Genomic DNA, 24076 nt, shown 5'->3' on the forward strand with positions numbered 1-24076 from the left:
CCGTGAGCTCGGGGGACGCCGCCCCGGTCGCCGACCTCAGCGACCGGGAGCTGCTGGCACTGCACGTCGACGGCGACGACCATGCCTTCGCCGAGCTCTTCCGTCGGCATAAGGACCGGATGTGGGCCGTCGCGCTGCGCACCGTGCGCGACCCGGAGCTGGCCGCCGACTGCGTGCAGGACGGCTTCATCGCCGCCTTCCGCCGTGCCGACTCGTTCCGCGGCGAGGCGGCCGTCACGACCTGGCTGCACCGCATCATCGTCAACGCCTGCCTAGACCGGCTGCGACGGCGCAAGCCGACGGCCGAGCTGCCCGAGTACGAGCTCGCCGACCGGCACGACCACCACGCCTCCACCGAGGTGCGCCTCGACATCCAGGAGGCCCTCGCCAAGCTGCCCGAGGGACAGCGGGCGGCGCTCGTCCTCGTCGACATGCACGCCGTGCCCGTCGCCGAGGCCGCCGTCATCCTCGGCGTCGCCGAGGGCACCATCAAGTCCCGATGCGCGCGAGGTCGAGCCGCCCTCGCCCAGCACCTCGGGCTGACGCCCGGGGTCCGGCCGGTCGAGGCGGACTGACCGCAGCCCGCCGCAGGACCGGCAGGCCGGCGCGGTGATCCCGCCGCACAGTGATCCCGCAGAACAATGGTTGAATCCGGTGGAACCCGACGGCCACAGGGGGCCGTCGAAACCACGGCGACCGGCATACCCCTGCCTGCCCGTACGACCACTGCACGCTCTGCCCGAAGGACCACATCGGTGGACGAGTCCGCGAACCCCCCTGAGCCAGACCACGAGCCCGACCACGAGATCAACCACGAGATCGAGGACGACGCGCCCGAGCCGCGCCTCGACCCGGCCACCGACTCCCGCGTGCGCTCCCTGCTCGCCGACGCGTCCGACCCCGGCCCGATGCCCGACGCGGTGTCCGACCGCATCGAGGCGGCGCTGCTCGAGGCCGCCCGCCTGCGCGTCGATCCCGGGCCGCTCCTTGCCACCAGGTCTGCGACGGGCTCCGACGCGACCGGAAGGACGGGACCCACGACGGGGGGCGGCACGGTCCTCGCGATGCCCTCACGCGCCGAGCGACCCAAGCCGATCTACCTCGCCGCTGCGGTGGCCGCGGCAGCCGCTGTCGTCGCCGTGGGGGCCTCGGCCCTGCACGTGACCAAGCGGCCCAACGGCGCCGCGGTCGTCGGCGACACGTACAGCTCGGTGGCCAGCGCGACGCCGTCGAGCCCGCCGCCCACGACGACCGGGCTGCACATCCAGCTCAGCACGACGGCATACTCCGCCGGCACGCTCGCCGCCCAGGCACGGACGCTGCTCGACCACCCCGGTGAGCAGATCCGCGACCTCGCCGCCGAGTCGCCGGGCATCGGTCCCATCGCCACCCCCATCGGTCTCGAGGCCTGCCTCGAGGAGATCGGGGCGCTCGACGGCACCGACCCGGCGCCCGACGCCGTGTCGGCCGACGTCGCGACGTTCGACGGGCGCCCCGCGGTCGTCGTCGTCGTGACGCGGGCCGGAGCGAGCACGGCTTGGGCCGTCGAGCGCAGCTGCACGACCGGTGCTCCCGGCGTGCTGGCCAGCGCCACGCCGGTCCCCTGAGTCCGCTGAGCCCCCTGAGCCACACGGTCCCCTCTCGGCCCTCTCGGCCCTCTCGGCACGGCCGACCCGCGGCCCCGGGCGCCACGCGCGCGGCCGCTCCGGGGCTGACGGGCGCGGGAACAACGACCGCCTAGGATCGGTTGAGGCCTATGCGGCTCGCCGCTCCCACCGTCCCGGCCACGCGCCGGTGCGCGAACGGGAGGCAGAGCGGGTCACGAGAGCGTCACGAGAGCGTCACGAGGAGCAGCACACATGTCCAGTCCGGACACCGTCCGCAACGTCATCATCATCGGCTCCGGCCCCGCCGGCTACACCGCGGCCGTCTACGCCGCCCGCGCCAACCTCGCCCCCCTCGTCTTCGAGGGCGCCGTGACCGCCGGCGGCGCGCTGATGAACACGACCGAGGTCGAGAACTTCCCCGGGTTCAAGGACGGCATCATGGGCCCGGACCTCATGGACGGCATGCGCGCCCAGGCCGAGCGCTTCGGCGCCGAGCTCGTCACCGACGACGTGACCGCTGTCGACCTGACCGGCGAGATCAAGACCGTCACCGACGGCGAGGGCACCGTCCACCGCGCCCGCTCCGTCATCCTTGCGATGGGCTCGGCCTACCGCGAGCTCGGCCTGCCCCGCGAGAAGGAGCTCTCGGGCCACGGCGTCTCGTGGTGCGCGACGTGCGACGGGTTCTTCTTCCGTGACCAGGACATCGCCGTCGTCGGCGGCGGCGACTCAGCCATCGAGGAGGCGACCTTCCTGACGAAGTTCGCCCGCACCGTCACGATCATCCACCGCCGCGACGCCCTGCGCGCCAGCAAGATCATGGCCGACCGCGCCCACGCCAACGACAAGATCCGCTTCGCCTGGAACTCCGAGGTCGCCGAGATCCACGGCGAGGGCAAGCTCTCCGGCGTGACCCTGCGCGACACCGTCACCGGCGAGACCCGCGAGCTGCCGATCACCGGCCTGTTCGTCGCCATCGGCCACGACCCCCGCAACGAGCTGCTGACCGCGGCCGAGGGTGACGGCTCCGACGGGCGGGTCGGGCTCGACGACGCCGGCTACGTCCTCGTCGACGGCCGCTCGACCCGCACCAACGTGCCCGGCGTCTTCGCCTGCGGGGACCTCGTCGACCACACCTACCGCCAGGCCATCACCGCCGCCGGCTCCGGCTGCGCCGCAGCCCTCGACGCCGAGCACTACCTCGCCGCCCTCGAGGACACCTCCACCCCGGCCGAGGCCGCCGCCGAGGCCGCCGTCATCGACGAGACCGATGCGGGTGAGATCCCCGACCCCCGCGCCACCGTCGGCGCCGACGCCTAACCTCGGGCCCACGCCCCAGAACCTCCCAGAACCCCGCCGCACCACCGAGAAGGAATCTCCATGGCACTGAAGAACACGACCGACGCCACCTTCGCCGACGACGTCCTCATGAGCGACAAGCCCGTGCTCGTCGACTTCTGGGCGACGTGGTGCGGCCCGTGCCGCAAGGTCGCCCCCATCCTCGAGGAGATCAACGAGCAGTACGGCGACAAGATCGAGGTCGTCAAGCTCGACACCGACGCCAACGTCGACACCGCCGCCCGCTACGGCGTCGTCTCGATCCCCACGCTGAACGTCTACGTCAAGGGCGAGGTCGTCAAGACGATCGTCGGCGCGCACCCGAAGCCCAAGCTGCTCCGTGAGCTCGAGGAGTTCATCGGCTGACCGGCTCCGGTCACGAAGGGGTGGTCCACCGTCACGGTGCCACCCCTTCGGCGTACTACGCTGCAGACGGCGCCCGACCACTCCCGACAGACGCACAGCCCACCGCGACCCGTTCGGAGCCCTCCGAGGAAAGGAGCCGAGATGACCCCCCAGCAGTCAGTCGTGCTCCGGCGCGGCGACTCAGGCCCCGCCGTGGCCGCCGTGTGCGAACGTCTCGTCCTCTCGGGCGACCTGCCCGGCGGTCCGGGCCACAGCGACCGCTTCGGCGAGCCCATCTACGACGAGCGCGTCGAGCAGGCCGTCAAGTCCTTCCAGCAGCGCCGCGGGCTCATCGTCGACGGCGTCGTCGGACGGTCCACGTATGCCGTCCTCGACGGCGCGCGCTGGGCGCTCGGTGACCGGGTGCTGCGCTACCTGCCCGAGCACTTCATCGAGGGTGACGACGTCGTCGCCCTGCAGGCTCGCCTCGCCGAGCTCGGCTTCACCCCCGGCAAGGTCGACGGCCTCCACGGTCCCAGCACCGACTCCGCCCTGCGCGCCTTCCAGGCCGCCGTGGGACTCGTGCCCGACGGCACGGTCGGTCCCGAGACGATGCGCGCCTTCGCCGGCCTGCGACGCTCCGTCAGCGGCGGGTCCGCCAACGCCCTGCGCGAGCGCGAGCACATCCGGCGCGGCGGCTACAGCCTGAGCGGACGCACGATCGTCCTCGACCCGGGCCACGGCGGCGGCGACTCCGGTGCCCACGGCCACCGTGGGCTCGTCGAGGCCCGCCTCGCCCTCGACCTCGCCCGCCGCATCGAGGGGCGCCTGTCGGCCCATGGCGTCAGCGTCGTCTTCACCCACACCGAGGCCACCGACGGCGGCACCGACGAGGAGCGGGCGGCCTTCGCCAACTCGTGCGACGCCGACCTCGTGCTCTCCCTGCACACCGACCACACGGCGTCCGGATCGGCGCACGGGGCGTCGACCTACTTCTACGGTCACCCCGACAACCCGGGTCACGCCGACTGGTCGGTCATCGGCGAGAGCTTCGCCGACCTGCTCCTGCGCGAGGTCGTGGCCCGCACCGGCCTCACCGACTGCCGGTCGCACGCCCGCACCTGGCCGCTGCTGCGCCGCACGCGCATGCCTGCGGTGCGGCTCGACTTCGGCTACCTCAGCCACGAGGGCGACGCCGCCTCGCTCGCCAACGCCCAGATCCTCGACCACGTCGCCGAGGCCGTCGTCGTGGCGCTGCAGCGGGTCTACCTCGGCGAGGCCGACACCTCCCGCACCGGCGTCCTGCGGCTCGACGACCTCCGTCGCCACCTCGAGACGATGCGCGCGCAGCAGGTCCCTGCCGTCCCTGCCGACCGCACGGTCGGCTGACCGGACTCCTGCAGCCTTCGGCGGGGCGGGTCGGGCTCAGTCCCTGACGTGCGCGTGGCTGTGGCCGTTGGGGTGGGTCTCCGGGACAGGACGCGCTCCCGGCATCCACGCGAGGGCGCGGGCCAGCGCTGCCGCCGCCTCGTCGCGCAGCGTGACCACGGTGCGCAGGTCGATGCGCAGGCGTGGGTATGCCGGGTGGTCGCGCTCCACGTGGAAGCCGACCTTCTCGAGGAACGCGACGTCGAGCACGCACGTGTGCCGGGAGACGGCCAGCGGGCGCGCCGCCACCGCCTCGAGGCAGCGGCTCCGGTGGTGCAGGGCGTCCTTGGCCGCTGCCTGCACCAGGGCCTTGCGCAGCCCGCGGTCGGCGTGGCCGGGTGAGGTCATCGCCGTGACCAGCATGAGCGTCGAGGGGTCCGCCGGGGAGGTCGGGAAGGCCGCGAGGCGCGGCACGTGGCGCGCCGGTGCGACGAGCACGTGGCCCGCCGGCAGGCCGTCGACGTAGGCGATGCGGCCGGGCGGTCCCCAGTCGGCGGTGACCGTCTCGACCCAGTCCGCCAGCAGCTCGACCGGGGTGCGCGGGTCGGCGTGGCCGTTGCGGGGCACGGTCTGCCAGAACGTGCAGGGGGCGCACGTCCCGACGAGATCGGCGACCCGGTCGGGCGTCAGGGGCCGGAGCTCACGCATCGCGTCTCCTCGCAGCCCGTCATGCTCCCCATTCTGACCCGAGGGAGCGCCGCAGCACCATGGCCCCGCCGGAGAGGTGCCACCCCCTCCCCTCGCGGCACGGCGCCCCTCGACGACACGGCATACCGAATTAGGCTGGGGCGCATGAGCGAGCCGGGCACGTACGTCGAGAAGAGCTTCAAGCGCGACACGAACTACATCACCACCCGCATCACCGCCGACGGGCGCGACGGCTTCCCCGTCGAGGCCGGTCGCTACCGGCTCGTCGTCGCGCGGGCGTGCCCGTGGGCCAACCGCGCCATCATCGTGAGGCGGCTGCTGGGCCTCGAGGACGCCCTGTCGATGGGCATCTGCGGGCCCACCCACGACAAGCGCAGCTGGACGTTTGACCTCGACCCCGGCGGCATCGACCCGGTGCTGCAGATCCCCCGCATCCAGGACGCCTACTTCAAGCGCGACCCCGAATACCCCCGTGGCATAACGGTGCCCGCGATCGTGGACGTTCCGACGGGTGCCGTCGTCACGAACGACTTCAAGCAGATCACGGTCGACCTCGAGACGCAGTGGGGCGAGTTCCACCGCGAGGGTGCACCCGACCTCTACCCCGCCGCGCTGGCCGATGAGATCGAGGCGGTGAGCGAGCCGATCTACCGCTACGTCAACAACGGCGTCTACCGTTGCGGCTTCGCCGGCACCCAGGACGCCTACGACAAGGCCTACCGGAAGCTCTGGGACAACCTCGACCTGCTCGAGCAGCGGCTGTCGACGCGTCGCTACCTCGTCGGCGACCACATCACGGAAGCCGACGTGCGGCTCTTCACGACGCTCGTGCGCTTCGACCCCGTCTACCACGGTCACTTCAAGTGCAACCGCAACAAGCTCATCGAGATGCCGGCGCTGTGGGGCTACGCGCGTGACCTGTTCCAGACGCCCGGGTTCGGCGACACCGTCGACTTCACGCACATCAAGCGGCACTACTACGTCGTTCACACCGACGTGAACCCCACGGGCGTCGTCCCGCTCGGGCCGTCCCTGGAGAACTGGGCGACGCCACACGGTCGCGAGTCGCTCGGTGGATCTCCGTTCGGTGACGGCACTCCCCCGGGACCGCCGCGCGAGGTCGTCCCGCCGGAGCACAACCCAGTGCTTGCCCTGCTTGAGAACTGACCATCTGACGAGCGGATTCCTTTGTCATGCAGAGGAATCCGCTCGGCATTGCTCGAAGCCGTTCAGCCGGTGAAGAACTCGGCTAGAGCGGGAGCCAGCGTCGAGGCGGGGACGTGGTGGAACTCTCCGGGCAGCTCGACGGCGGTGGCGTTGGGCAGGGCGTCGGCGACGACCTGGGCGGAGTCGTGCAGCCACGGCATGGCCGTGCCGCTGCTGCACACGGTGAGCACCGGAATCGTCACTCGCGCAAAGGTTTCCGCCGGGATGTCCTGCTCGTCCCCGCCGAGACAGAAGCCGTCGTACTTGACGGTGTAGGTCATCGAGAGCATCGGCTCCCACATGGGCGAGCCCTTGAGACCGTCGACCATCTCGTCCGGCATGCCGACGGCCTCCCGGTTGAAGAAGCGCAGGATCCCCTCCCGGTCTCCGGCCGCCTCGAACGCCTCGAGCCGCTCGATGTAGTCCGCCGGGGGCGGCGGCCAGCCAGCGGTCCGGTACGGGACCTCGAGGACGGACGCCTTCGTCAACGGCGCCCCCGTCGCGGCTGCCTCGAGGACCAGGGCGCCGCCGGACGAGACGCCGAAAGCGTAGGCGGCAGAGTCGTCCTCACCCGCCGCGCTGATGACCGCGGTCAGGTCCTCGACCTCGCGGGCGACGGCGTACGGCTGGGTGTCACCGCTGTCGCCACGGCCCCGCCGGTCGTACGTCACGCAGGTCAGGCCGAGCTCGCCGAGCGCCTGCGCGACGTCGCGGAAGGAGCCCCTGTCGCAGAAGGCTCCTCCGACGACGACCGCCACCGGCCCCGATCCGTAGGCCTCGTAGGCGATCGGGGTGCCGTCCGCCGACGTGGCTTGCTCCACCGTGCTCATGTCTGACTCCTCGAGGTGTGCGGCTCGCAGGTCGAGCCTTCATCACTGCGTCGATCGGCGGTGTCGCATCTCGACAGGTCGATCGTCGGAAGTTGTGGCCGCTCAGGTGCGTTTGCGGGAGAAGACCTCGCGTTGGTCCTCCTCTGGCACCGACGCCATGAACTCCATGACCGCTTCCGACAGTGCCGGCCACGTCTCGTGCTGCTCGATCGGCACGACGGTGCCGACGACCTGGTCGTGGTGGATCTCCACGAGGTTCCACGACTGCGGTCCGTCGACCCCCATGAGCAGCTCACGCGGCGCTCCCACGTCGTCGACGTAGCTGACGCCGCCGGCCACGAGGACGGGGATCGCACCCAGCGTGCCGAAGCTCGTCACGTGCAGGTGACCGCTGAGGATCGCCCGGACGTCGCTGCCGGCCAGCACGTCGCGCAGCCGCTCGACGTCGTCGAAGTCGAGCAGCTGCATCACCGGTGAACGGTAGGTGATGGGTGCGTGGTGGATGACGAGGATCGTGCCGTGCTCCGCTGGATTCGCGAGTTCTTTTGTGAGCCAAGCGTATTGGGCATCCGAGAAGCCGCCGTGGTGGTATCCCGGCACGGCGGAGTCGATGGCGATGATCCGGAGGCCTCGGACGTACGTGACGGTGTCCTGCGGGTCGTCGCTGTCCACGCCGTAGAGCGCCTGAGCCATCGGCCGGCGCTCGTCGTGGTTGCCACCGGTGAGCACGAGCGCGCAGGCCAGGCGTTCGACGACGGGCCGCACGATCGTCAGGAGCAGCTCGTAGGCCGCTGGGTCGCCGCTGTCCGCGAGGTCACCGGAGATGACGAGGGCGTCGACGCGCTCCCCGGCGCCCTCGACCCGGGCCAGTGCGTTGCGCAGCTTGGTCTCGGTGTCGATGCGCCCCGCGAGCAGGCCACCGTTGCCGATGAGGTGGGGGTCGGAGAGGTGGGCGATGACATGGGACGGCGCCGGCCGCGAACCAGTGAGGGCCATGGCGTCAGCCTAGGCGCGCGGCCCGCCCACGGTGACCCGGGTGCAGACCCGGTCATGGGGTGCGACGCTGGGGGTGGAGGTCCCGATGCCGATGCCCCGAGCCGTCACCCGGCTGAACAAGAAGTACGTGGACAAGGTCCTCGTGCACCTGGCCGGCCACGGGTGGTTCGTGGAGCTCGAGCACGTGGGGCGTCGTTCGGGTCGCCCCTACCGGGTGCCGATCATGGCCTTCGACCGGGGAGACGTCGTGACCATCGCCCTGACCTACGGGTCGGGCGTCGACTGGCTCGCCAACCTGCGCGCGGCAGGGGGGTGGCCGCATGCACGCTCGGGACGAGCTGCTCCTGCTCGGGGCGCCGGCGAGCCTGTCCGAGGCCGAGGGGCACGCGCGGATGCCGCAACCGCCTCGGGCGATGCTGCCGGTCCTCGGTTGTCACGAGTACGTCGAGATCCCGGTGCTGTCCCGAGAGACCTTCACCGGGTGGTGACCGAGACGGCTCCACGTGGGAGCTGTCCCGTCAGTGCCGGATCTGGCAGACCGGACACCAGTACAGGCGGCGACCCGCAATCTCCTTCTCCTGCAACGTGTTCGAGCAGCGCGGGCACGGCTGGCCCGTCCGCTTGTAGACGAGGAACCGGCGCTCGAAGGTGTCACCGAGCCGCTCTCCCGTGAGTTTCCGGGAGATGGCGCGCCCCCGCCCGGACCGTCTCGCTCGCGCTGCGTCCTCGACCTGGTCGGGCATCGTGATGATCTGCGAGAACGTGCGGCCCAGCGGCATGAGGAGCACGAGGTCGTCCCAGATCTCGCGCCAGACCTCCTCGGACAGGTCGACGCCCCGGGTGAGCGGGTCGACGCCCAGGCGGTGCAGCACCTCGCAGCGGTAGACGTTGCCGACCCCGGCGACCACGGACTGGTCCATCAGCAGCTCGGCCACCGTGCGTCGGCTGCGGTGGACCCGCTCCCAGCCGGCATCGGGTCGCTGCCCTCGCCGGAGCGGGTCGGGCCCGAGCGTCCCCACGATCTCACGCTGCCTGGCCCGGTCGACGAGGGTGCAGATCATCGGCCCGCGGAGGTCGGCGAAGTGCGCGGGGCCCACCAGACGGAGCCTCACCGCTCCCACTGCCGCCGGTGGGGCGTCGCCGGCGAGATGTTTCACGGGAAACATCCCGATCAGGCCGAGGTGCACGTGCAGCGTGGTGTCGCCGATGTCGACGAACAGGTGCTTGCCCCAGGCCTGCGCCCGTTCGAGCACACGCCCGTCCAGACGCTCGGCGTCAGCCGCGAAGCGCCCCTGCGGACTCGTCGCCTCGATCACGTGGCCTCGGAAGGCCCGCTCGAGGCGGTCGGCCAGCGCATGGATCGTGTGACCCTCAGGCATCGTCGTCCTCTCCGTGCCGTCCGTGATGGCGTCGGCCGATCAACCGAACCGCAACGTCACGATCCCCGTACCCGCAGGACCATCCTGAAGGGACGCGTGACGGGCTGCTCGGCGTGCAGGGGCTCAGGCACTCCAGCGGGCTGCCGCTCACGAGCGTGCTCGTCGGTAGCGCGTCAGTCCCGGGTCAGTCTCGGGTCGGCTCGGGAACGCCCATCAGCCCGAGGATGCGTCGCAGGTCCTCCACGGAGGCGAACTCCACGGTGATCTTGCCCTTGCGCTGACCCAGGGCGATCGCGACGCGCGTCTCCAGGTGGTCCGAGAGGCCGGAGGTGAAGTCGTCGAGCTGCGGGTGACGGCTGCCTGCGCGCGGGCGCCGGGCGCGGGGGGCGTCATTGCCCTCCCCCAGGGCGACGAGCTCCTCGACGTTGCGCACCGAGAGCCCCTCGGCCACGATCCGCTGAGCCATGCGCTCCATGGCGGCGGCGTCGGCCATCCCGAGCAGGGCGCGGGCGTGACCGGCGCTGAGGACGCCTGCTGCGACGCGTCGCTGCACGAGGGGCGGCAGCTTGAGCAGACGCAGCGTGTTGGAGATCTGCGGGCGCGAGCGACCGATGCGAGTCGCGAGCTGGTCGTGCGAGCAACCGAAGTCGTCGAGCAGCTGCTGGTAGGCAGCGGCTTCCTCGAGCGGGTTGAGCTGGCTGCGGTGGAGGTTCTCCAGCAGGGCGTCGCGCAGGAGGTCGTCGTCGCTCGTCTCCTTGATGATCGCCGGAATGACTCCCAGCTCGGCCGCCTGCGACGCGCGCCAGCGACGCTCACCCATGATGAGCTCGAAGGTGCGGCCCTCGGCCTCGTCGAGCTGGTCGGCCGGGATTCGACGAACGACGATCGGCTGGAGCACGCCGATCTCGCGGATGGAGTGGACGAGCTCGGCCATGTGGTCCTCGTCGAAGACCGTGCGCGGCTGCTTGGGGTTGGGCCGGATCGAGTCGATGTCGAGCTCTGCGAACTCGGCCCCCGGGACGACGGCCAGCCCGCTCCCCTCGTTCGCCTGTCCGGCCTCACGCGCTGCCCCTGCGTCAGTGGCGTCGGACGTGGAGCCGGTCTGGCCGACCGAGGTGGCGGCGGCGCCTGCGGACCCATTCGCACCGTCGGCCGGCGACGCGTCGACATGGGTGCTCGACGAACCATTGGCTTCGACGGCGTCCGCGGTCTTGGTGACCTCAGGCTGCTTCTGCTCGGTGAAGAAGACGTCGACAGGTCGACCAGCGCCCCCACTCGGTGCGCTCGGGATCAGCGCTCCGAGGCCTCGACCCAGTGCGCGTCGCTTCTCCGCCATCCGACAACCCTTCACAACGTTCCTGACGCGTCCATCGCGTCCCGGGTCAGTCTAGGTGCTGAGCGCGCTCACCTCTGGCACCGCAGCACGATGTCGGGGTGTGAGCCGTCGCGCTGACAAGGGCCCAGTTTCACGTGAAACGCCGGACAGCCGCCGCCCCCCGGGGCGGGCCCCACGGCCGAGATCGCGCGCCGCTGGCGTTTCACGTGAAACTCCGCACCTGTAGGGCTGTTTCACATGGAACAGGGCCGCCACCGGTCGGTGACGGCCCTGCCCAAGATGAAGACCTCACGTGTCGCCGGCGGCACCACGGTCGGCGATCTCCCCCGCGGCCTCGAGGTACGCGAGGGCACCACTGCTCGCCGGGTCGTACGTCATGACCGTCTCGCCGAAGCTCGGCGCCTCCGAGACCCGGACCGAACGAGGCACCGTCGTGCGCAGGACCTCCTTGGGGAAGTGCTCGCGCACCTCGTCGGCCACCTGCGCCGACAGTCGGGTGCGACCGTCGTACATCGTGAGCAGGATGGTCGACACGTGCAGGGTCGGGTTGAGGTGACGCTTGATGAGGTCGATGTTCTTGAGCAGCTGCGAGAGACCCTCGAGGGCGTAGTACTCGCACTGGATCGGGATGAAGACCTCGCTGGCAGCGACCATGGCGTTGACCGTGAGCAGGCCCAGGCTCGGCGGGCAGTCGATGAGGATGTAGTCGAACTCGTGGCCGGCCTCGGCAGCGGCGGCGATCGCCTTCTGCAGTCGCGACTCGCGCGCCACGAGCGACACGAGCTCGATCTCGGCGCCGGCCAGGTCGATGGTGGCCGGAGCGCAGTGGAGGTTCTCGACCGTCGTGCAGGGCTGCACCACATCGAGCATCGGGATTCCGTCGACGAGGACGTCGTAGATCGAGGGCACCTCGGCATGGTGGTCGATGCCGAGGGCGGTGCTGGCGTTGCCCTGCGGGTCGAGGTCGATGACGAGCACCTTGAGCCCTGCCTGGGCCAGTGCCGCGGCGACGTTGACCGTCGTCGTGGTCTTGCCGACCCCACCCTTCTGGTTTGCGACGGTGAGAACGCGGGGCGAGACGGGACGGGGGAACTGACGACCCGTCAGCTGGATCCGGCGGCGGGCGTTGTCGGCGAGCTCCATGGCCAGAGGGGTGTCCGTGCCCGGGGTGGGCAGGGCTGCGGCCAGGGCCTCGCGGTCGGCGCGGTCGGCGTGGTCGTTGTCGAAACGGATTCGCGCTTCTGCGCCGTCCACAGAGTTGTCCCCAGCCCGATTTGCCGCAATTTCCTGCTCAGTGCGCGGATCTTTCGCAGTTTCGTCCACCGCGTTGTCCACAGGCCCTGAAGGCGTAGGGAGGTCCCCACCCGAGCCCTCCTGGGGGCCGACGGGCTGGTCGTGAACCGGCAGCGAGGTGGCTCCCGGGGCGGCTCCTTCGACATCGGGCTCGGCCACCTCGTTCATGTCTGCGGCCACGTCCGAGTCCGTGCCCGAAGCACGTTCGACGGCCGGGTCGACGTCCGAGTCCATGACTGCCGCCGCCTCTGTGTTCAGGTCGGCGTCACCGAGATCGGCAGAGGTCGGGTCCGCCACGGCTGCGGAGATCATGTCCTCGGCCTGCGTCACGGGGGCCTCGGGCAACGGGTCTCCCCCGGTCTGCGCACCATCGTCGTCACTCGCGGAGGCCGGTCGAAGGCCCTGCCCACCCTCCGCGGCCTGCTCGAGGTCACGCCGCTCGCCCTCCTCGATCCGAGGAGCGCCGGCCTGGCCGACCGTTGTCTCCTCGTCGCCCTCGACCTCGGGCGCCGCACTCCCGGACTCGTCCTTCGACTCGTCCTGCGGCCCCTTCGTGGAGCCGCTCGTGCTTTCGGTCCCCGTGGCGGTCCCGGTGACGGTCCCGGTGACGGTCATGGAGCCCGTCGACCCTTCAGTGGCGACGAGGTGCTTCGTCGGAGCCTCAGCCTCCGGCTGCATCATGACGGGTGCACCGCCCTCGGCCGTCTGAGGAGAGCCTTGCGCCGTATCGACGGCGTCCTGCTCGGGCCCGCCATCCGCCACCGCGGTGGCGCCGCCAGTTTCACGTGAAACGCCCAGCATCCGTGCGAGCCAACCGAGCCGGCGGTGCTCCGGCGCTGGCTCCGGTTCGCTCGGCCAGCCCAAGTTGGTCGACATCGTCACAGGGAGAGCACCTCCGGGGTTGAGGGGCGTCTCGCAAGGGGTGCGCGAGGCGTCCGTCGAAATGGTCTGGTCACGATCATGGCTGATGGGGCGGCCGCTTGCCGACTCCCGGGCCGGAGCGTCGCGATGCCCGTGGACGATCTGCCCTCCGACGGGCCGAACCGGCGCTCGAGGGCTGTCGAGAACGGAAGCGCCGACGGTCCACGACCTCTCCGATGGTGCAGCGCAGCACGATGGTCGGCTCCTCCAGCAGGTCGGCGCCGTACTCGTCGACGCCGGCGTCCACGACCCCGAGACGGGTCAGGGCAGTACGGCTCTCGGCCAGCTCGGTGACGGCGCGGCTGCCCTTGAGGGCGAGCAGGCTGCCGCCGGCGTCGAGCAGGGGCAGCGTCCACTCGGCGAGCTGCACGATCCGCGACACGGCTCGTGCCGTCACCCACGGGGCGTGCAGCCGGTCCCACATGGCTTCGGCGCGTGCAGTGTGGACCGTGACGTTGGTGAGGCCGAGCTGGGCCACCGTGCCGGTGAGCCATCCGGTGCGTCGGGCCAACGGCTCGACGAGGTGTAGGTGGAGGTCCGGGCGGGCGATGGCCAGGGTCAGGCCGGGCAGGCCTGCCCCCGAGCCCACGTCGATGACCTGCTGGGTCGCATCGAGGCGCGGGATCGCCTCATGGACCACGGCACAGTTGAGCACGTGCCGGTCCCACAGGCGGGGTGTCTCACGGGGCCCGATCAAGCCGTGGCTGATCCCCGTGTCGGCGAGGATCGCCACGAAATGCTCGGCGAGCCCGAGCCGCTCGCCGAAGACGGCCGTGGCTGCCGGTGGCGTCTCCGGCAGCCCCTCGACGAGCCCCCCTTCCTGCCCGTGCGCGGCTCCACCCGACTCTGCGGTACCGTCCCCTCCGGAAAGGTCGCGGGGCTGGTCGTCGGCCTGGTCAGGCTCGGGTCGTTCGGGTCCGGGAGCGCCCTGGGTCACGTGCCCTCACTCCTCGGTCGGTACGGCTGGATGGTGCCGGCAAGCGGTACCCGTTTCACGTGAAACGGGGATCCGTCATTCCGGCAGGATGACGACGTGACGGTGGGGGTCGACGCCCTCCGACTCGGACACGAGACCGGAGGCGGCGACCTCGTCGTGGACCACCTTGCGCTCGAAGGCCGACATCGGCTCCAGGGCACGCTTCGTGCCCGAGTCCTTCACCTCGGAGATCGCCGCCTGGGCGAGCTCGACGAGGGCGGCCCGGCGCTGGGCGCGGTACCCGGCGACGTCGAGCATCAGCCGGCTGCGCTCGCCTGTCTCGGCCTGGACGGCGAGGCGGGTCAGCTCCTGCAGCGCCTCGAGCACCTTGCCGTCGGTGCCGACGAGCCGGCGCGGCACGCGGCCCTCGTCGGAGTCGACGATGGCGATGGCAGCACGGTCCCCGTCGACGTCGACGTCGATGTCCCCGTCGAGGTCGGCGATGTCGAGCAGCGTCTCGAGGAAGTCGGCCGCCACCTCACCCTCGCGCTCGAGCTGACGGACGCGCGACTTCTTCTCGCCCTTCTCGCTCTTCTCGGCCGGCTCGGTCTTCTCGGCCGGCTCCGCCTCGGCGTCCGCGGATGCCGTGGAGTCAGTCGCGGTCGTCTCGGTGCTGTCGGTGGCCTCAGTGGACCCGGTGCGCTGGGTGGGTTCGGTGGGCTCGGTGGCCTCGCCCGCCGGCAGGTCGGGCGCGTCCGTCGGGGTCTCGAGGTCGGTGGCCTGGGTGTCGCTCATGGATACTCCTTCGCTCGCCCGGGCCGATCTGTGGACAACTCGCGTTTCCGCAGTTCAGAGGCCCGAAGCAGTGTGGACAAGTGTGTGGACGAGCCTCAGCGGCTGTTCTTCGTCGGCTGGCTCTTCGGCTGGGTGCGCGCGCGCTTCTTGCCCTTCGGCTGCTGACGCTGGCCCGACTTGGGGGCGTCGTCGGGGACGGCGTCGCTCTGCTCGAGGCCGGGCACCGTGAGCTCCTGCATGTCCTTGCCCTTGCGCTTCATCCGCTCACGGCGGGCACGCTCGGCCTCGGAGCCGGGAGCCGGCATGTTGCGGATGACGTAGAACTGCTGGCCCATGGTCCAGAGGTTGGTGGTCAGCCAGTAGAGCAAGACACCGATGGGGAAGTTGACGCCGGAGATCGCGAAGAAGATCGGCATCAGGTAGAGCAGGACCTTCTGCTGCTTGGCGAAGGGGTTGTCCAGCGCAGCGGCCGGCATGTTCTTGCGCATCAGCTGGTACTGCGTCGTGAAGGTCGTCGCCGACATCAGCACGATGAGCACGGCCGTGAGGATCTTGGTGTTGAGCGGCACGTCGGCGCCGAGGAAGTGGTCCGACAGCTTCGAGCCGAAGATCGTCGAGCTCTCGATCTGCGCTGCGACCTCGCGGGTGATCGGGCCGATCGCGTCGTGGCCGGGCACGCCCTCGGCCTGGGCCTTGAGGTTGTTGAGCAGCTGGAAGAGCGCGAAGAAGAACGGGCTCTGGATGAGGATCGGCAGGCAGCTGCTGAACGGGTTGGTCCCGGTCCGGCGGTAGAGATCCATGATCTCGGCCTGCTGGGCCTTCTGGGACTCGGGGTCGCGCTTGCCCTTGTACTTCTTCTGGATCTTCTGCATCTCGGGCTGGATGAGCTGCATCCGGCGCGAGGAGTGGATCTGGCGGACGAAGAGCGGGATGAGCAGGAGGCGGACGACGACCGTGAGGCCGACGATCGACATGGCCCACGCCCAGCCGGTCGACATGCCGAGGCTGTCGAAGAGCCAGTGCCAGGCGTACATGACCCAGGCTTCACCGAGCTTGATCGGATAGAGCAGGGTGTTGAAGAAGTCGATCACGTGATTCCTCTGTGGTCTGGTGGGCCGGCCGGTTCAGCTCGGGTTCGAGGTGTTGGGCCACTCACCACTGATCGGCAACCATATGCCGCTGGGTCAGGGGTTGGGACGGAAGTCCTCGGGGCGCACGTCGTTGCGGGTGGCCCACGTCATCGGAACGGGGTCGACCCCGCCGGGGTTCCACGGGTTGCAGCGGCCGATGCGCCGGATCGCGAGCCAGCCCCCGCGCAGGGGACCGAACCGGGTGAGCGCGGTGACGGCATACGCCGAGCAGCTCGGATAGAAGCGGCAGCTCGGCGCGGAGAGCGGGGAGATGAACCGCTGGTAGAAGCGGACCGCCAGCAGCAGGGGCGAGGCCAGCACCTGATTGAGCGTGACGCTCATCGTCGGCACGCCTTCTCGAGCTGGCGGCCGAGAGCGAGGTCGAGCTCGTCCCAGGTGGCGTCCGCGGCAGCGGGGTTGGCCCGCACGACGACGTCGAGACCTGCTGGTATGCCGCTCAGCCGGGTCGCGACGCTCGCGCGCAGCCGGCGCTTGGTCCGGTTGCGCACCACCGCGTTGCCGACGGCCTTGGACACAACAAAACCGACGCGCGGCGGAAGATCCGCACGCGCATCGGTCCGGTTGGCATGCACGACGATGAGTCGCCCGCCTGCTCTGCTGGCGCCGGGCCCGCGTACTGCCGAGGTGAAGTCCGTCCGCTCACGCAGTCGGTGACGTGCCGGCAGCACGCCGAGGCCTCCGGCGGCTCAGGCCGAGAGCTCGGCGCGGCCCTTGCGACGGCGGCCGGCGAGGATGGCGCGACCCGCACGGGTGCGCATGCGCAGGCGGAAGCCGTGCGTCTTGGCGCGGCGACGGTTGTTCGGCTGGAAGGTGCGCTTGCTCACGAGGTTCTCCGTAGGTTGCAGGGGCCCGTTCGACGTCATGACGACGTCGGCCGTGCTCCCGTGGTGGGGCTGTCGGTGGCCGATGCGACCGCAATCGGCAAGCCCGTGGAGCACCGAGGGGTTCCGGCTGGGCCGGGCTCGGGGCCATGGGCATGCGAAAGAGGTCGCAGACACGCTCGGTCAACGATACGGGAGCCGCGGAACGAGGGTCAAACCGGCGACGGGCACGGGCCGGCGACGACCGAAACCCACGATCTTCGAGAGTCGTGCGGCGATTGCAAGGCGACACGCCGACCGGCCCGACAATCTGTGGACGACTCGATTGTCCTCAGCGCGCCCGCCCCTGTAGGTTTTCGTCTCTCACGATCCTCACCCCTCCATGCACAGGCTGTGGACAAACGTGTGGACAACAGGCATCGTTCACCCAGACACAGACGTGCCCAAGGACGTCCGACCCGCCCGGGGTCGAGCTCCCGCCCGGACCCTTCCGAGCCGGGATCGCAGCAGGTGCAACAGAATTGACTCAGGGGTAGGTGGAAATCAGGTGGCCGAGACAGGCGTCGATTACGCGCAGATCTGGCAGCAGACGCTGAGCACCCTGGACTCGGTGGGCCTGTCGAACCAGGAGCGCGCCTTCGTCCGGCTCTGCCGCCTCGTCGGCGTGCTCGAGGAGACCGCGCTGGTGCGCGCTCCCAACACGTTCACCAAGGACTTCCTCGAGACCCGGGTCCGTGAGCAGATCCACGAGGCCCTCGCCAGCCAGCTCGGCCGTCCGGTCCAGCTCGCCGTCTCCGTCGACGAGAGCCTCGAGACCGACCTCGGGATGATCACTGACGAGCCGAGTGGCCAGGCCTCGGTCCACGGCGGCGGGCACCACAACGGCTCCCACTCCGGTCCCTCGAACGGGACCCATGCCGGCACCGTCGGCTACGGCGCGAACGGGTCCAACGGATCTAACGGCTACGGCGTGCCCGCGCAGAGCACCGCCCACAACCCGCTGCGCGACCTGGCCGAGAGCGCACCCGCGCTCAACGGCGCCGACCTCGACGAGCCCCGCCAGCCGGCATACCCCGGCGGTCAGACGCGGATGGAGCTCGGCCCCGACCCGCTGAGCGGCGGCGAGAGCGGACCGCTGCGCCTGCAGCAGCGTCCCGAGCCCAGCTCGCCCGGCGACACCCGGCTCAACCCGAAGTACACCTTCGACACGTTCGTCATCGGTGCGAGCAACCGCTTCGCCCACGCGGCAGCGGTCGCGGTCGCCGAGGCCCCGGCCAAGGCGTACAACCCGCTCTTCGTCTACGGCGAGTCCGGGCTGGGCAAGACACACCTGCTCCACGCGATCGGGCACTACGCGCGGACGATGTTCCCCAACGTGCGGGTGCGCTACGTGAACTCCGAGGAGTTCACCAACGACTTCATCAACAGCATCCGTGACGACAAGGCGAGCGCGTTCCAGAACCGCTACCGCAGCGTCGACGTGCTGCTCATCGACGACATCCAGTTCCTCCAGGGCAAGCTGCAGACCCAGGAGGAGTTCTTCCACACCTTCAACACGCTGCACAACGCGAACAAGCAGATCGTCATCACGAGCGACCTGCCGCCGCGCGAGCTGTCGGGCTTCGAGGACCGCATGCGCACGCGCTTCGAGTCGGGCCTGCTGACCGACGTGCAGCCGCCCGACCTCGAGACCCGCATCGCGATCCTGCGCAAGAAGGCGATCCAGGACCGGATGAAGGTGCCGGACGACGTCCTCGAGTACATCGCGACGAACTTCAGCACCAACATCCGCGAGCTCGAGGGCGCCCTGATCCGCGTCACGGCGTTCAGCAACCTCAACCGGCAGGAGGTCGACCTGCCGCTCGCCGTCATCGTGCTCAAGGACGTCCTGCCCAACGAGACGCCCAACCAGGTGACGGCGGCGACGATCATGGCGGTGACGGCGGCGTACTACGCGGTGACGCTCGAGGACCTCTGCGGCTCGAGCCGTTCGCGTCAGCTCGTCACGGCCCGCCAGATCGCGATGTACCTCTGCCGCGAGATGACCGACCTGTCCCTGCCCAAGATCGGCCAGCACTTCGGCGGCCGCGACCACACGACGGTCATGCACGCGGACCGCAAGATCCGCGAGCTCATGGGTGAGCGTCGCGCCATCTACAACCAGGTCACCGAGCTGACCAACCGGATCCGCCAGCAGTCGCACTGACGCTCGCTCCCATGGGCCCGACCCGATGGCGTATGCCGTGGGGCCGGGCCCACGTCATGCCGCGGCCGCCGCTCGGGTGGCCTTCGCCTCGCGCCGGGCTGCGATGGTCAGCGTCAGGGCCTCGTCCCACGGGGTCGGCGCGAGCCCGAAGGTGCGCTGGGTGAGGTCCGAGTCGAGCACGAAGGGGCGCTCGAACTGGTGCCGCGTCTCGCGGACCTCGCGCATGAACGGCACGACGAGGCCGGCCGCGGTGCCGAGGGACCTCGGCAGCACGCGCACGCGGCGGGCCTTCACGCCCGCGAGGCGGGCGACGTCCTCGGCGGCCTGCTCGAACGTGCGGGCCGGCGCCGTCGGCACGTGCCAGGCGCGCCCCCACCCGTCGTCGCCGGTCGCGACGCGGGCGGCGAGCCGGCCGACGTCCGGGACGTAGGTCCACGAGTGCGGTGCGTCGGGTCGCCCGACGGGCACGAAGGGCGCCCGGCCGGCGAGGAGCGCGTCGATGACGATGTCGTTGAGGTAGCTGGTGCGCGGCGTCGTGCCCGGGCCGAAGTAGTCGCTCGAGCGCAGCTCGGTGACGCGAACGTGCCCGGCCTCGTGGCGGGCGAGCGCCTCGTGCCACATGTCGGCGCGGAGGCCGCCCTTGTGGCCGGCGGGACGCAGCGGGTCGTCCTCGTGCATCGGGGCGCTGACCCGGCCGTAGCCGTAGAGGTTGCCGATGATGACGAGCCCGGCGCCCGAGGCCTCGGCGGCCGCGAGCGTGGCGGCGGCGATCGGCGGCCAGTCGGTGTCCCACGTCATGTAGCTGGGCGGGTTGACGGCATTGACGATGCTCGCGGCGCCGCGGGCCAGGGCCGTCACGGCGTCGGCGTCGCCCGCGTCGACGCTGACGACCTCCACGGCGTCTGCCGCGCCGGCGCGCGTGGTCTCCCATGGCCGCTCGGTGACGCGTCCGGAGCGTGAGGCGAGGGTGACGGTGTGGCCGAGCGCGACGAGCTCGGTGGTGGTCGAGCGGCCGACGCCTCCGGCGCCGAGGACGAGGTGGTGCGACATGGTCTGCTCCTTGGGAAGTGAAGTGTGAGCATCGCTCACACTTTGAGCATGACGCGTCGCGTGCAGAAAATCAAGAGCGGTGCTCACATTTCCTCTCGGTGTGTGGCACGCTGGCGACATGGAGCAGGAGGCCAGCACCCAACCGAGCACGCGGGCGAGCACGGCCGGCGACGAGGCGGCGCGCCCGCTCGGCAAGCGCGCCACCAAGCGGCTCGCCGTCGAGGCCGACATCCTTCGCGTGGCCCGCGAGCACCTGGCGACGGACGGCGCGGCAGCGCTGAGCCTGCGAGCCGTCGCGCGGGACCTCGGCATGGTCTCGTCGGGGATCTACCGCTACGTCGAGAGCCGCGACGAGCTGCTCACCCGGCTCATCATCGACTCCTACTGGTCGCTGGCCTCGGCGGTGCGCGCGGCCCACGACGCCGTCCCCGTCGACGAGCTCGACGCCCGGTGGGACGCCCTGGGCCGCGCCCTGCGAGCCTGGGCGCTCGACCGACCGCACGACTTCGCGCTCATCTACGGCTCCCCCGTCCCGGACTACGAGGCCCCGGCCGAGCGCACCGAGGAGGCGGGGACCGCCGTCATCGCGCTGCTCGTCGGCCTGCTCGAGGACGCGCGCCGCGCCGGCCGTCTCCCCGACCCGGACCGCCTGGGCCTCGTCAAGGCTCGCGCCGACGCCGGCGTGGGCGAGCTGCTCGGGTCCCCGCTGTTCGACTCGACGGGGCTCGACGCCGTCACCCTGGCCCAGGGGATCGCCGCCTGGACCCTCCTGCTCGGTGCGGTCACGAGCGAGGTGTTCGCCCAGCTGGGCCCGCTTCCGGACGGTGAAGCGCTCTTCGACTGCCTGCTGGCGGTCTCGCGCCGGTGCGTCATCGAGCCCGCCGGTAGCTAGTCGGCAGGGCCCAGCGCCCCCGCACCCACTCGGCCACACGGCATACGTCCACATTCATCCACAGAGTTGTCCACACCTGTGTGCACAGCGTGACCTCGCTGTGACCTGCGGCGGGACGCCGATCCGAGCGTCAGGACGCCGTCGCGGCGAATCCGTCCCGAAAGTTGTCCACCGTCTGTGGAAAAGTCTGTGGAAGTGGAGGCGCTCTCCATGCACAGGTGACTAGTCACGAAGCGAGGCAAACCGGACATATGCCGAAGGCTCTTCCACACGATGCTGTGGAAACGTGTGGATGACGCTCCTGAGCCTGCGGACAACCGGCGCTCGACCTGTGAGGACGATGTGCACGGCCGAAATCCGTCCACAGCCGGCAGTGGTCGGCCAGGTCGCGGCCCCACACGCCGTGCACACCCCCGTCGACGCGCTGACCAGCGCCGACGCGAGTTGTCCACAGCATCCACAGCACCTATGACTATGACGAGATCCCAGTCAAAGGGGGAAGCCCCGACAACGAGGGTCTCCCCGCGACGACCCGGGCGGCCTCGGGCGACCGGAAAAAACGCGTGAATCGGTCCGGACGACGATTGGGGGAGTGTCTGTGGTGCCAGTCACCGGCAGGCACTAGTGTCTGAGCCCCAATGTCCTTCCCCGTCGAAGTGAGTGCACCGTGAAGTTTCGGGTTGAGCGAGACGTCCTGGCCGAGGCCGTGACCTGGGTGGCCCGCGGGCTCCCGGCCCGCCCGCCGGTACCCGTGCTCGCTGGCGTGCTCGTCGACGCGAACGAGGACGGCACGTTGACGCTGTCGGCCTTCGACTACGAGGTGTCCGCGCGGATCACCGTCCCGGCCGACGTCGCCGAGGCCGGTCAGGTGCTCGTGCTCGGCCGGCTGCTCGCCGACATCTCGCGCAACCTGCCCAACAAGCCCATCGACGTGAGCACCGACGGCACCAAGGTCAACGTCGCGTGCGGGTCCTCGCGCTTCGCGCTGCGGGAGATGCCGGTCTCGGACTACCCGACGCTGCCGGCCTCGCCCGAGACGAGCGGCACCATCGCCGGCGACGTCTTCACCCAGGCGGTCGCGCAGGTCTCGATCGCCGCCGACAAGGGCGACACCCTGCCGATCCTCACGGGCGTACGCATGGAGATCGACGGCGACAAGGTGACCCTCCTCGCCACCGACCGCTACCGCCTCGCGATGCGCGAGCTGACGTGGAGCCCGTCGGTCACCGACGCCAGCCACGTCGCGCTCATCCCCGCCCGCCAGCTCTCCGACACCGCGCGTGCCCTGGGCGCGTCCGGGTCGGTCGAGCTCGCGCTCGGCCAGGGCGGTGACGGGCTCATCGGCTTCGAGGCCGGCCAGCGCCGCGCGACCACGCGCCTGCTCGACGGCGAGTACCCCAAGGTCACCTCGATCTTCCCGACCTCGGTCGACACGACCGCCGTCATCGAGACGGCCGCCCTCGAGGAGGCCGTCAAGCGCGTGGCCCTCGTCGCCGAGCGCAACACCCCGGTGCTGCTGAAGTTCACCGACGGCCAGGTCGCCATCGAAGCCGGCACCGGCGACGACGCCCAGGCCTCCGAGGCGGTCGAGGCCACCCTCGACGGTCCCGAGATCCAGATCGCGTTCAACCCCCAGTTCCTGCTCGACGGCCTGCACGCGGTCGGGACGGCCTACAGCCGCCTGTCGTTCACGCAGCCGAGCCGCCCGGCGGTCCTCACCGGCCAGGCCGAGGCGGACTCCGACCCCGACACCGGCTACCGCTACGTCCTCATGCCGGTCCGCTTCGCCAGCTGACCACCGCGTCCCACCCGCCCGGCGCGAGCCGCCGGTGGGTAGGCGTAGCCTCGAAGCGCTCCATCACCACCACGCACGCTCCCCCGCAGAAAGGCTCGCGACATGCAGCTTGGTCTCATCGGTCTCGGCAAGATGGGCGGCAACATGCGCGAGCGGTTGCGTCGCGCGGGCCACGAGGTGGTCGGCTTCGACCGCAACCCCGACGTCGCGGACGTGTCGTCGCTGCCCGACCTGGTCAAGGCCCTCGAGGCGCCCCGCGTCGTGTGGGTCATGGTCCCCGCGGGTGACCCGACGCGCGAGACCGTGGCTGCGCTCGGCGACCTGCTCGAGCCGGGAGACCTCGTCATCGACGGCGGCAACTCCCGCTTCACCGACGACTTCGAGAACGCCAAGCTGCTCGGCGAGAAGCAGATCGGCTACGTCGACTGCGGCGTGAGCGGCGGCATCTGGGGCCTCGACAACGGCTACGGCCTCATGTGCGGCGGCGACGAGAAGTGGGTCGAGCGCGCCATGCCGATCTTCGACTCCCTTCGTCCCGAGGGTCCCCGCGAGGAGGGCTTCGTGCACGCGGGCGAGGTAGGCGCCGGGCACTACACGAAGATGGTCCACAACGGCATCGAGTACGGCCTGATGCACGCCTACGCCGAGGGCTACGAGCTGCTCGAGAAGAAGGACATCGTCAAGGACGTCCCGGGCGCCTTCAAGGCCTGGAGCCGTGGCACGGTCGTGCGCTCCTGGCTGCTCGACCTCATGGTCAAGGCGCTCGAGGAGAACCCGCACCTCGACGACGTCTCCGACTACACCAACGACTCCGGTGAGGGCCGGTGGACGGTCGAGGAGGCCATCGCGCTCGGCGTGCCGATGCCCGTCATCTCCGCCTCGCTCTTCGCCCGCTTCGCCTCGCGCCAGCAGAGCTCGCCGACCATGCAGGCCGTCGCGGCGCTGCGCGGCCAGTTCGGCGGCCACCAGGTGATGTCCATCGCCGAGGGCGAGCAGCTGCGCAGCGGCGCCGGCGCCGAGGGCTCGACCCACCCGGCCCCGGCCAGCGAGCACCCGAGCCCGGCGGCCGGCGACGCCGCCGACGCCGGCCCCTCGTCGGGCACCGGCTCCACCTCCTGACGCC

Annotated in this window: 24 protein-coding genes; 11 read left to right on the top strand and 13 right to left on the bottom strand. The window is 70.8% G+C overall.

What is annotated here, in order from left to right; all coding sequences use genetic code 11:
* Positions 1-2 precede the first annotated feature (2 nt).
* The 5 genes from sigM (at position 3) to U5C87_RS04495 (ending at position 4679) form a co-directional block, all read left to right on the top strand.
* Positions 3-575 carry an RNA polymerase sigma factor SigM gene (sigM, locus tag U5C87_RS04475; protein WP_030197659.1) on the top strand — a complete coding sequence of 191 codons (573 nt, stop codon included), beginning with the start codon at positions 3-5 and terminating at the stop codon, positions 573-575.
* 180 nt (positions 576-755) lie between these two features.
* Positions 756-1607 carry a hypothetical protein gene (locus U5C87_RS04480; protein ID WP_330475438.1) on the top strand — a complete coding sequence of 284 codons (852 nt, stop codon included), beginning with the start codon at positions 756-758 and terminating at the stop codon, positions 1605-1607.
* A gap of 252 nt (positions 1608-1859) precedes the next feature.
* Complete coding sequence (gene trxB / locus U5C87_RS04485; protein ID WP_330475439.1) at positions 1860-2927, top strand: thioredoxin-disulfide reductase; 1068 nt, start codon at positions 1860-1862, stop codon at positions 2925-2927.
* Positions 2928-2987: 60 nt separating this feature from the next.
* A complete protein-coding gene (gene trxA, locus U5C87_RS04490; RefSeq protein WP_081920461.1) occupies positions 2988-3311 on the top strand; it encodes a thioredoxin in 324 nt (107 codons plus the stop codon).
* 141 nt (positions 3312-3452) lie between these two features.
* A complete protein-coding gene (locus U5C87_RS04495) occupies positions 3453-4679 on the top strand; it encodes an N-acetylmuramoyl-L-alanine amidase (RefSeq protein ID WP_330475440.1) in 1227 nt (408 codons plus the stop codon).
* Between the two features lie 36 nt (positions 4680-4715).
* Here U5C87_RS04495 and U5C87_RS04500 read toward each other — a convergent pair whose 3' ends face one another.
* On the bottom strand, positions 4716-5366 hold the full coding sequence (locus U5C87_RS04500; protein WP_330475441.1) for an N-acetyltransferase: 651 nt from the start codon (positions 5364-5366) through the stop codon (positions 4716-4718).
* A 144-nt stretch (positions 5367-5510) separates the two neighbouring features.
* On the opposite strand from U5C87_RS04500, the gene U5C87_RS04505 reads away from it, so the two are divergent.
* Positions 5511-6533, top strand: a complete 1023-nt coding sequence (locus U5C87_RS04505; RefSeq protein ID WP_330475442.1) for a glutathione S-transferase family protein — start codon at positions 5511-5513, stop codon at positions 6531-6533.
* Positions 6534-6595: 62 nt separating this feature from the next.
* Here U5C87_RS04505 and U5C87_RS04510 read toward each other — a convergent pair whose 3' ends face one another.
* Both U5C87_RS04510 and U5C87_RS04515 read right to left on the bottom strand, forming a co-directional pair.
* The gene (locus U5C87_RS04510) at positions 6596-7402 is read right to left on the bottom strand and encodes an alpha/beta fold hydrolase (RefSeq protein WP_330475443.1); all 807 of its coding nucleotides are present in this window, start codon (positions 7400-7402) and stop codon (positions 6596-6598) included.
* Positions 7403-7504: 102 nt separating this feature from the next.
* The gene (locus U5C87_RS04515; protein WP_330475444.1) at positions 7505-8398 is read right to left on the bottom strand and encodes a metallophosphoesterase; all 894 of its coding nucleotides are present in this window, start codon (positions 8396-8398) and stop codon (positions 7505-7507) included.
* 320 nt (positions 8399-8718) lie between these two features.
* On the opposite strand from U5C87_RS04515, the gene U5C87_RS04520 reads away from it, so the two are divergent.
* Complete coding sequence (locus U5C87_RS04520; RefSeq protein WP_330475445.1) at positions 8719-8886, top strand: hypothetical protein; 168 nt, start codon at positions 8719-8721, stop codon at positions 8884-8886.
* A 30-nt stretch (positions 8887-8916) separates the two neighbouring features.
* Here U5C87_RS04520 and U5C87_RS04525 read toward each other — a convergent pair whose 3' ends face one another.
* The 9 genes from U5C87_RS04525 to rpmH all read right to left on the bottom strand — a co-directional run bounded on the left by U5C87_RS04525 (position 8917) and on the right by rpmH (position 17013).
* Positions 8917-9777: an Fpg/Nei family DNA glycosylase gene (locus U5C87_RS04525; protein WP_330475446.1), complete on the bottom strand. Its 861-nt coding sequence runs from the start codon at positions 9775-9777 to the stop codon at positions 8917-8919.
* A 184-nt stretch (positions 9778-9961) separates the two neighbouring features.
* A complete protein-coding gene (locus tag U5C87_RS04530; RefSeq protein WP_330475447.1) occupies positions 9962-11113 on the bottom strand; it encodes a ParB/RepB/Spo0J family partition protein in 1152 nt (383 codons plus the stop codon).
* A 288-nt stretch (positions 11114-11401) separates the two neighbouring features.
* The gene (locus tag U5C87_RS04535; protein WP_330476657.1) at positions 11402-13282 is read right to left on the bottom strand and encodes an AAA family ATPase; all 1881 of its coding nucleotides are present in this window, start codon (positions 13280-13282) and stop codon (positions 11402-11404) included.
* An 82-nt stretch (positions 13283-13364) separates the two neighbouring features.
* On the bottom strand, positions 13365-14264 hold the full coding sequence (rsmG, locus tag U5C87_RS04540) for a 16S rRNA (guanine(527)-N(7))-methyltransferase RsmG (protein ID WP_330475448.1): 900 nt from the start codon (positions 14262-14264) through the stop codon (positions 13365-13367).
* Positions 14265-14339: 75 nt separating this feature from the next.
* Complete coding sequence (locus U5C87_RS04545; protein ID WP_330475449.1) at positions 14340-15038, bottom strand: Jag family protein; 699 nt, start codon at positions 15036-15038, stop codon at positions 14340-14342.
* Positions 15039-15133: 95 nt separating this feature from the next.
* The gene (yidC, locus tag U5C87_RS04550; RefSeq protein ID WP_030197605.1) at positions 15134-16129 is read right to left on the bottom strand and encodes a membrane protein insertase YidC; all 996 of its coding nucleotides are present in this window, start codon (positions 16127-16129) and stop codon (positions 15134-15136) included.
* Positions 16130-16222: 93 nt separating this feature from the next.
* Positions 16223-16510 (bottom strand): membrane protein insertion efficiency factor YidD, encoded by a 288-nt coding sequence (gene yidD / locus U5C87_RS04555; protein WP_043416753.1) that lies wholly within the window; start codon positions 16508-16510, stop codon positions 16223-16225.
* On the bottom strand, positions 16507-16857 hold the full coding sequence (gene rnpA / locus U5C87_RS04560; protein ID WP_330475450.1) for a ribonuclease P protein component: 351 nt from the start codon (positions 16855-16857) through the stop codon (positions 16507-16509). Before rnpA ends, yidD begins: the two co-directional genes overlap by 4 nt.
* Positions 16858-16875: 18 nt before the next feature.
* Positions 16876-17013 carry a 50S ribosomal protein L34 gene (gene rpmH / locus U5C87_RS04565; protein WP_028051105.1) on the bottom strand — a complete coding sequence of 46 codons (138 nt, stop codon included), beginning with the start codon at positions 17011-17013 and terminating at the stop codon, positions 16876-16878.
* Positions 17014-17557: 544 nt separating this feature from the next.
* Here rpmH and dnaA point away from each other — a divergent pair.
* Positions 17558-19216 (top strand): chromosomal replication initiator protein DnaA, encoded by a 1659-nt coding sequence (dnaA, locus tag U5C87_RS04570; protein WP_330475451.1) that lies wholly within the window; start codon positions 17558-17560, stop codon positions 19214-19216.
* Between the two features lie 54 nt (positions 19217-19270).
* Here the strand turns inward: dnaA and U5C87_RS04575 are convergent, their stop codons facing one another.
* Positions 19271-20266 (bottom strand): NAD-dependent epimerase/dehydratase family protein, encoded by a 996-nt coding sequence (locus U5C87_RS04575; RefSeq protein ID WP_330475452.1) that lies wholly within the window; start codon positions 20264-20266, stop codon positions 19271-19273.
* Between the two features lie 118 nt (positions 20267-20384).
* Here U5C87_RS04575 and U5C87_RS04580 point away from each other — a divergent pair, with 118 nt between their 5' ends.
* The 3 genes from U5C87_RS04580 to gnd all read left to right on the top strand — a co-directional run bounded on the left by U5C87_RS04580 (position 20385) and on the right by gnd (position 24072).
* On the top strand, positions 20385-21158 hold the full coding sequence (locus U5C87_RS04580) for a TetR/AcrR family transcriptional regulator (protein ID WP_330475453.1): 774 nt from the start codon (positions 20385-20387) through the stop codon (positions 21156-21158).
* 667 nt (positions 21159-21825) lie between these two features.
* The gene (gene dnaN, locus U5C87_RS04585; RefSeq protein ID WP_330475454.1) at positions 21826-22953 is read left to right on the top strand and encodes a DNA polymerase III subunit beta; all 1128 of its coding nucleotides are present in this window, start codon (positions 21826-21828) and stop codon (positions 22951-22953) included.
* A 102-nt stretch (positions 22954-23055) separates the two neighbouring features.
* The gene (gene gnd, locus U5C87_RS04590; RefSeq protein ID WP_443082098.1) at positions 23056-24072 is read left to right on the top strand and encodes a phosphogluconate dehydrogenase (NAD(+)-dependent, decarboxylating); all 1017 of its coding nucleotides are present in this window, start codon (positions 23056-23058) and stop codon (positions 24070-24072) included.
* Positions 24073-24076 lie beyond the last annotated feature (4 nt).

Origin of the sequence: Terrabacter sp. C0L_2 (genome assembly GCF_036352015.1) — a bacterium.
In the GTDB taxonomy this organism is placed as follows: Bacteria; Actinomycetota; Actinomycetes; order Actinomycetales; family Dermatophilaceae; genus Terrabacter; species Terrabacter tumescens.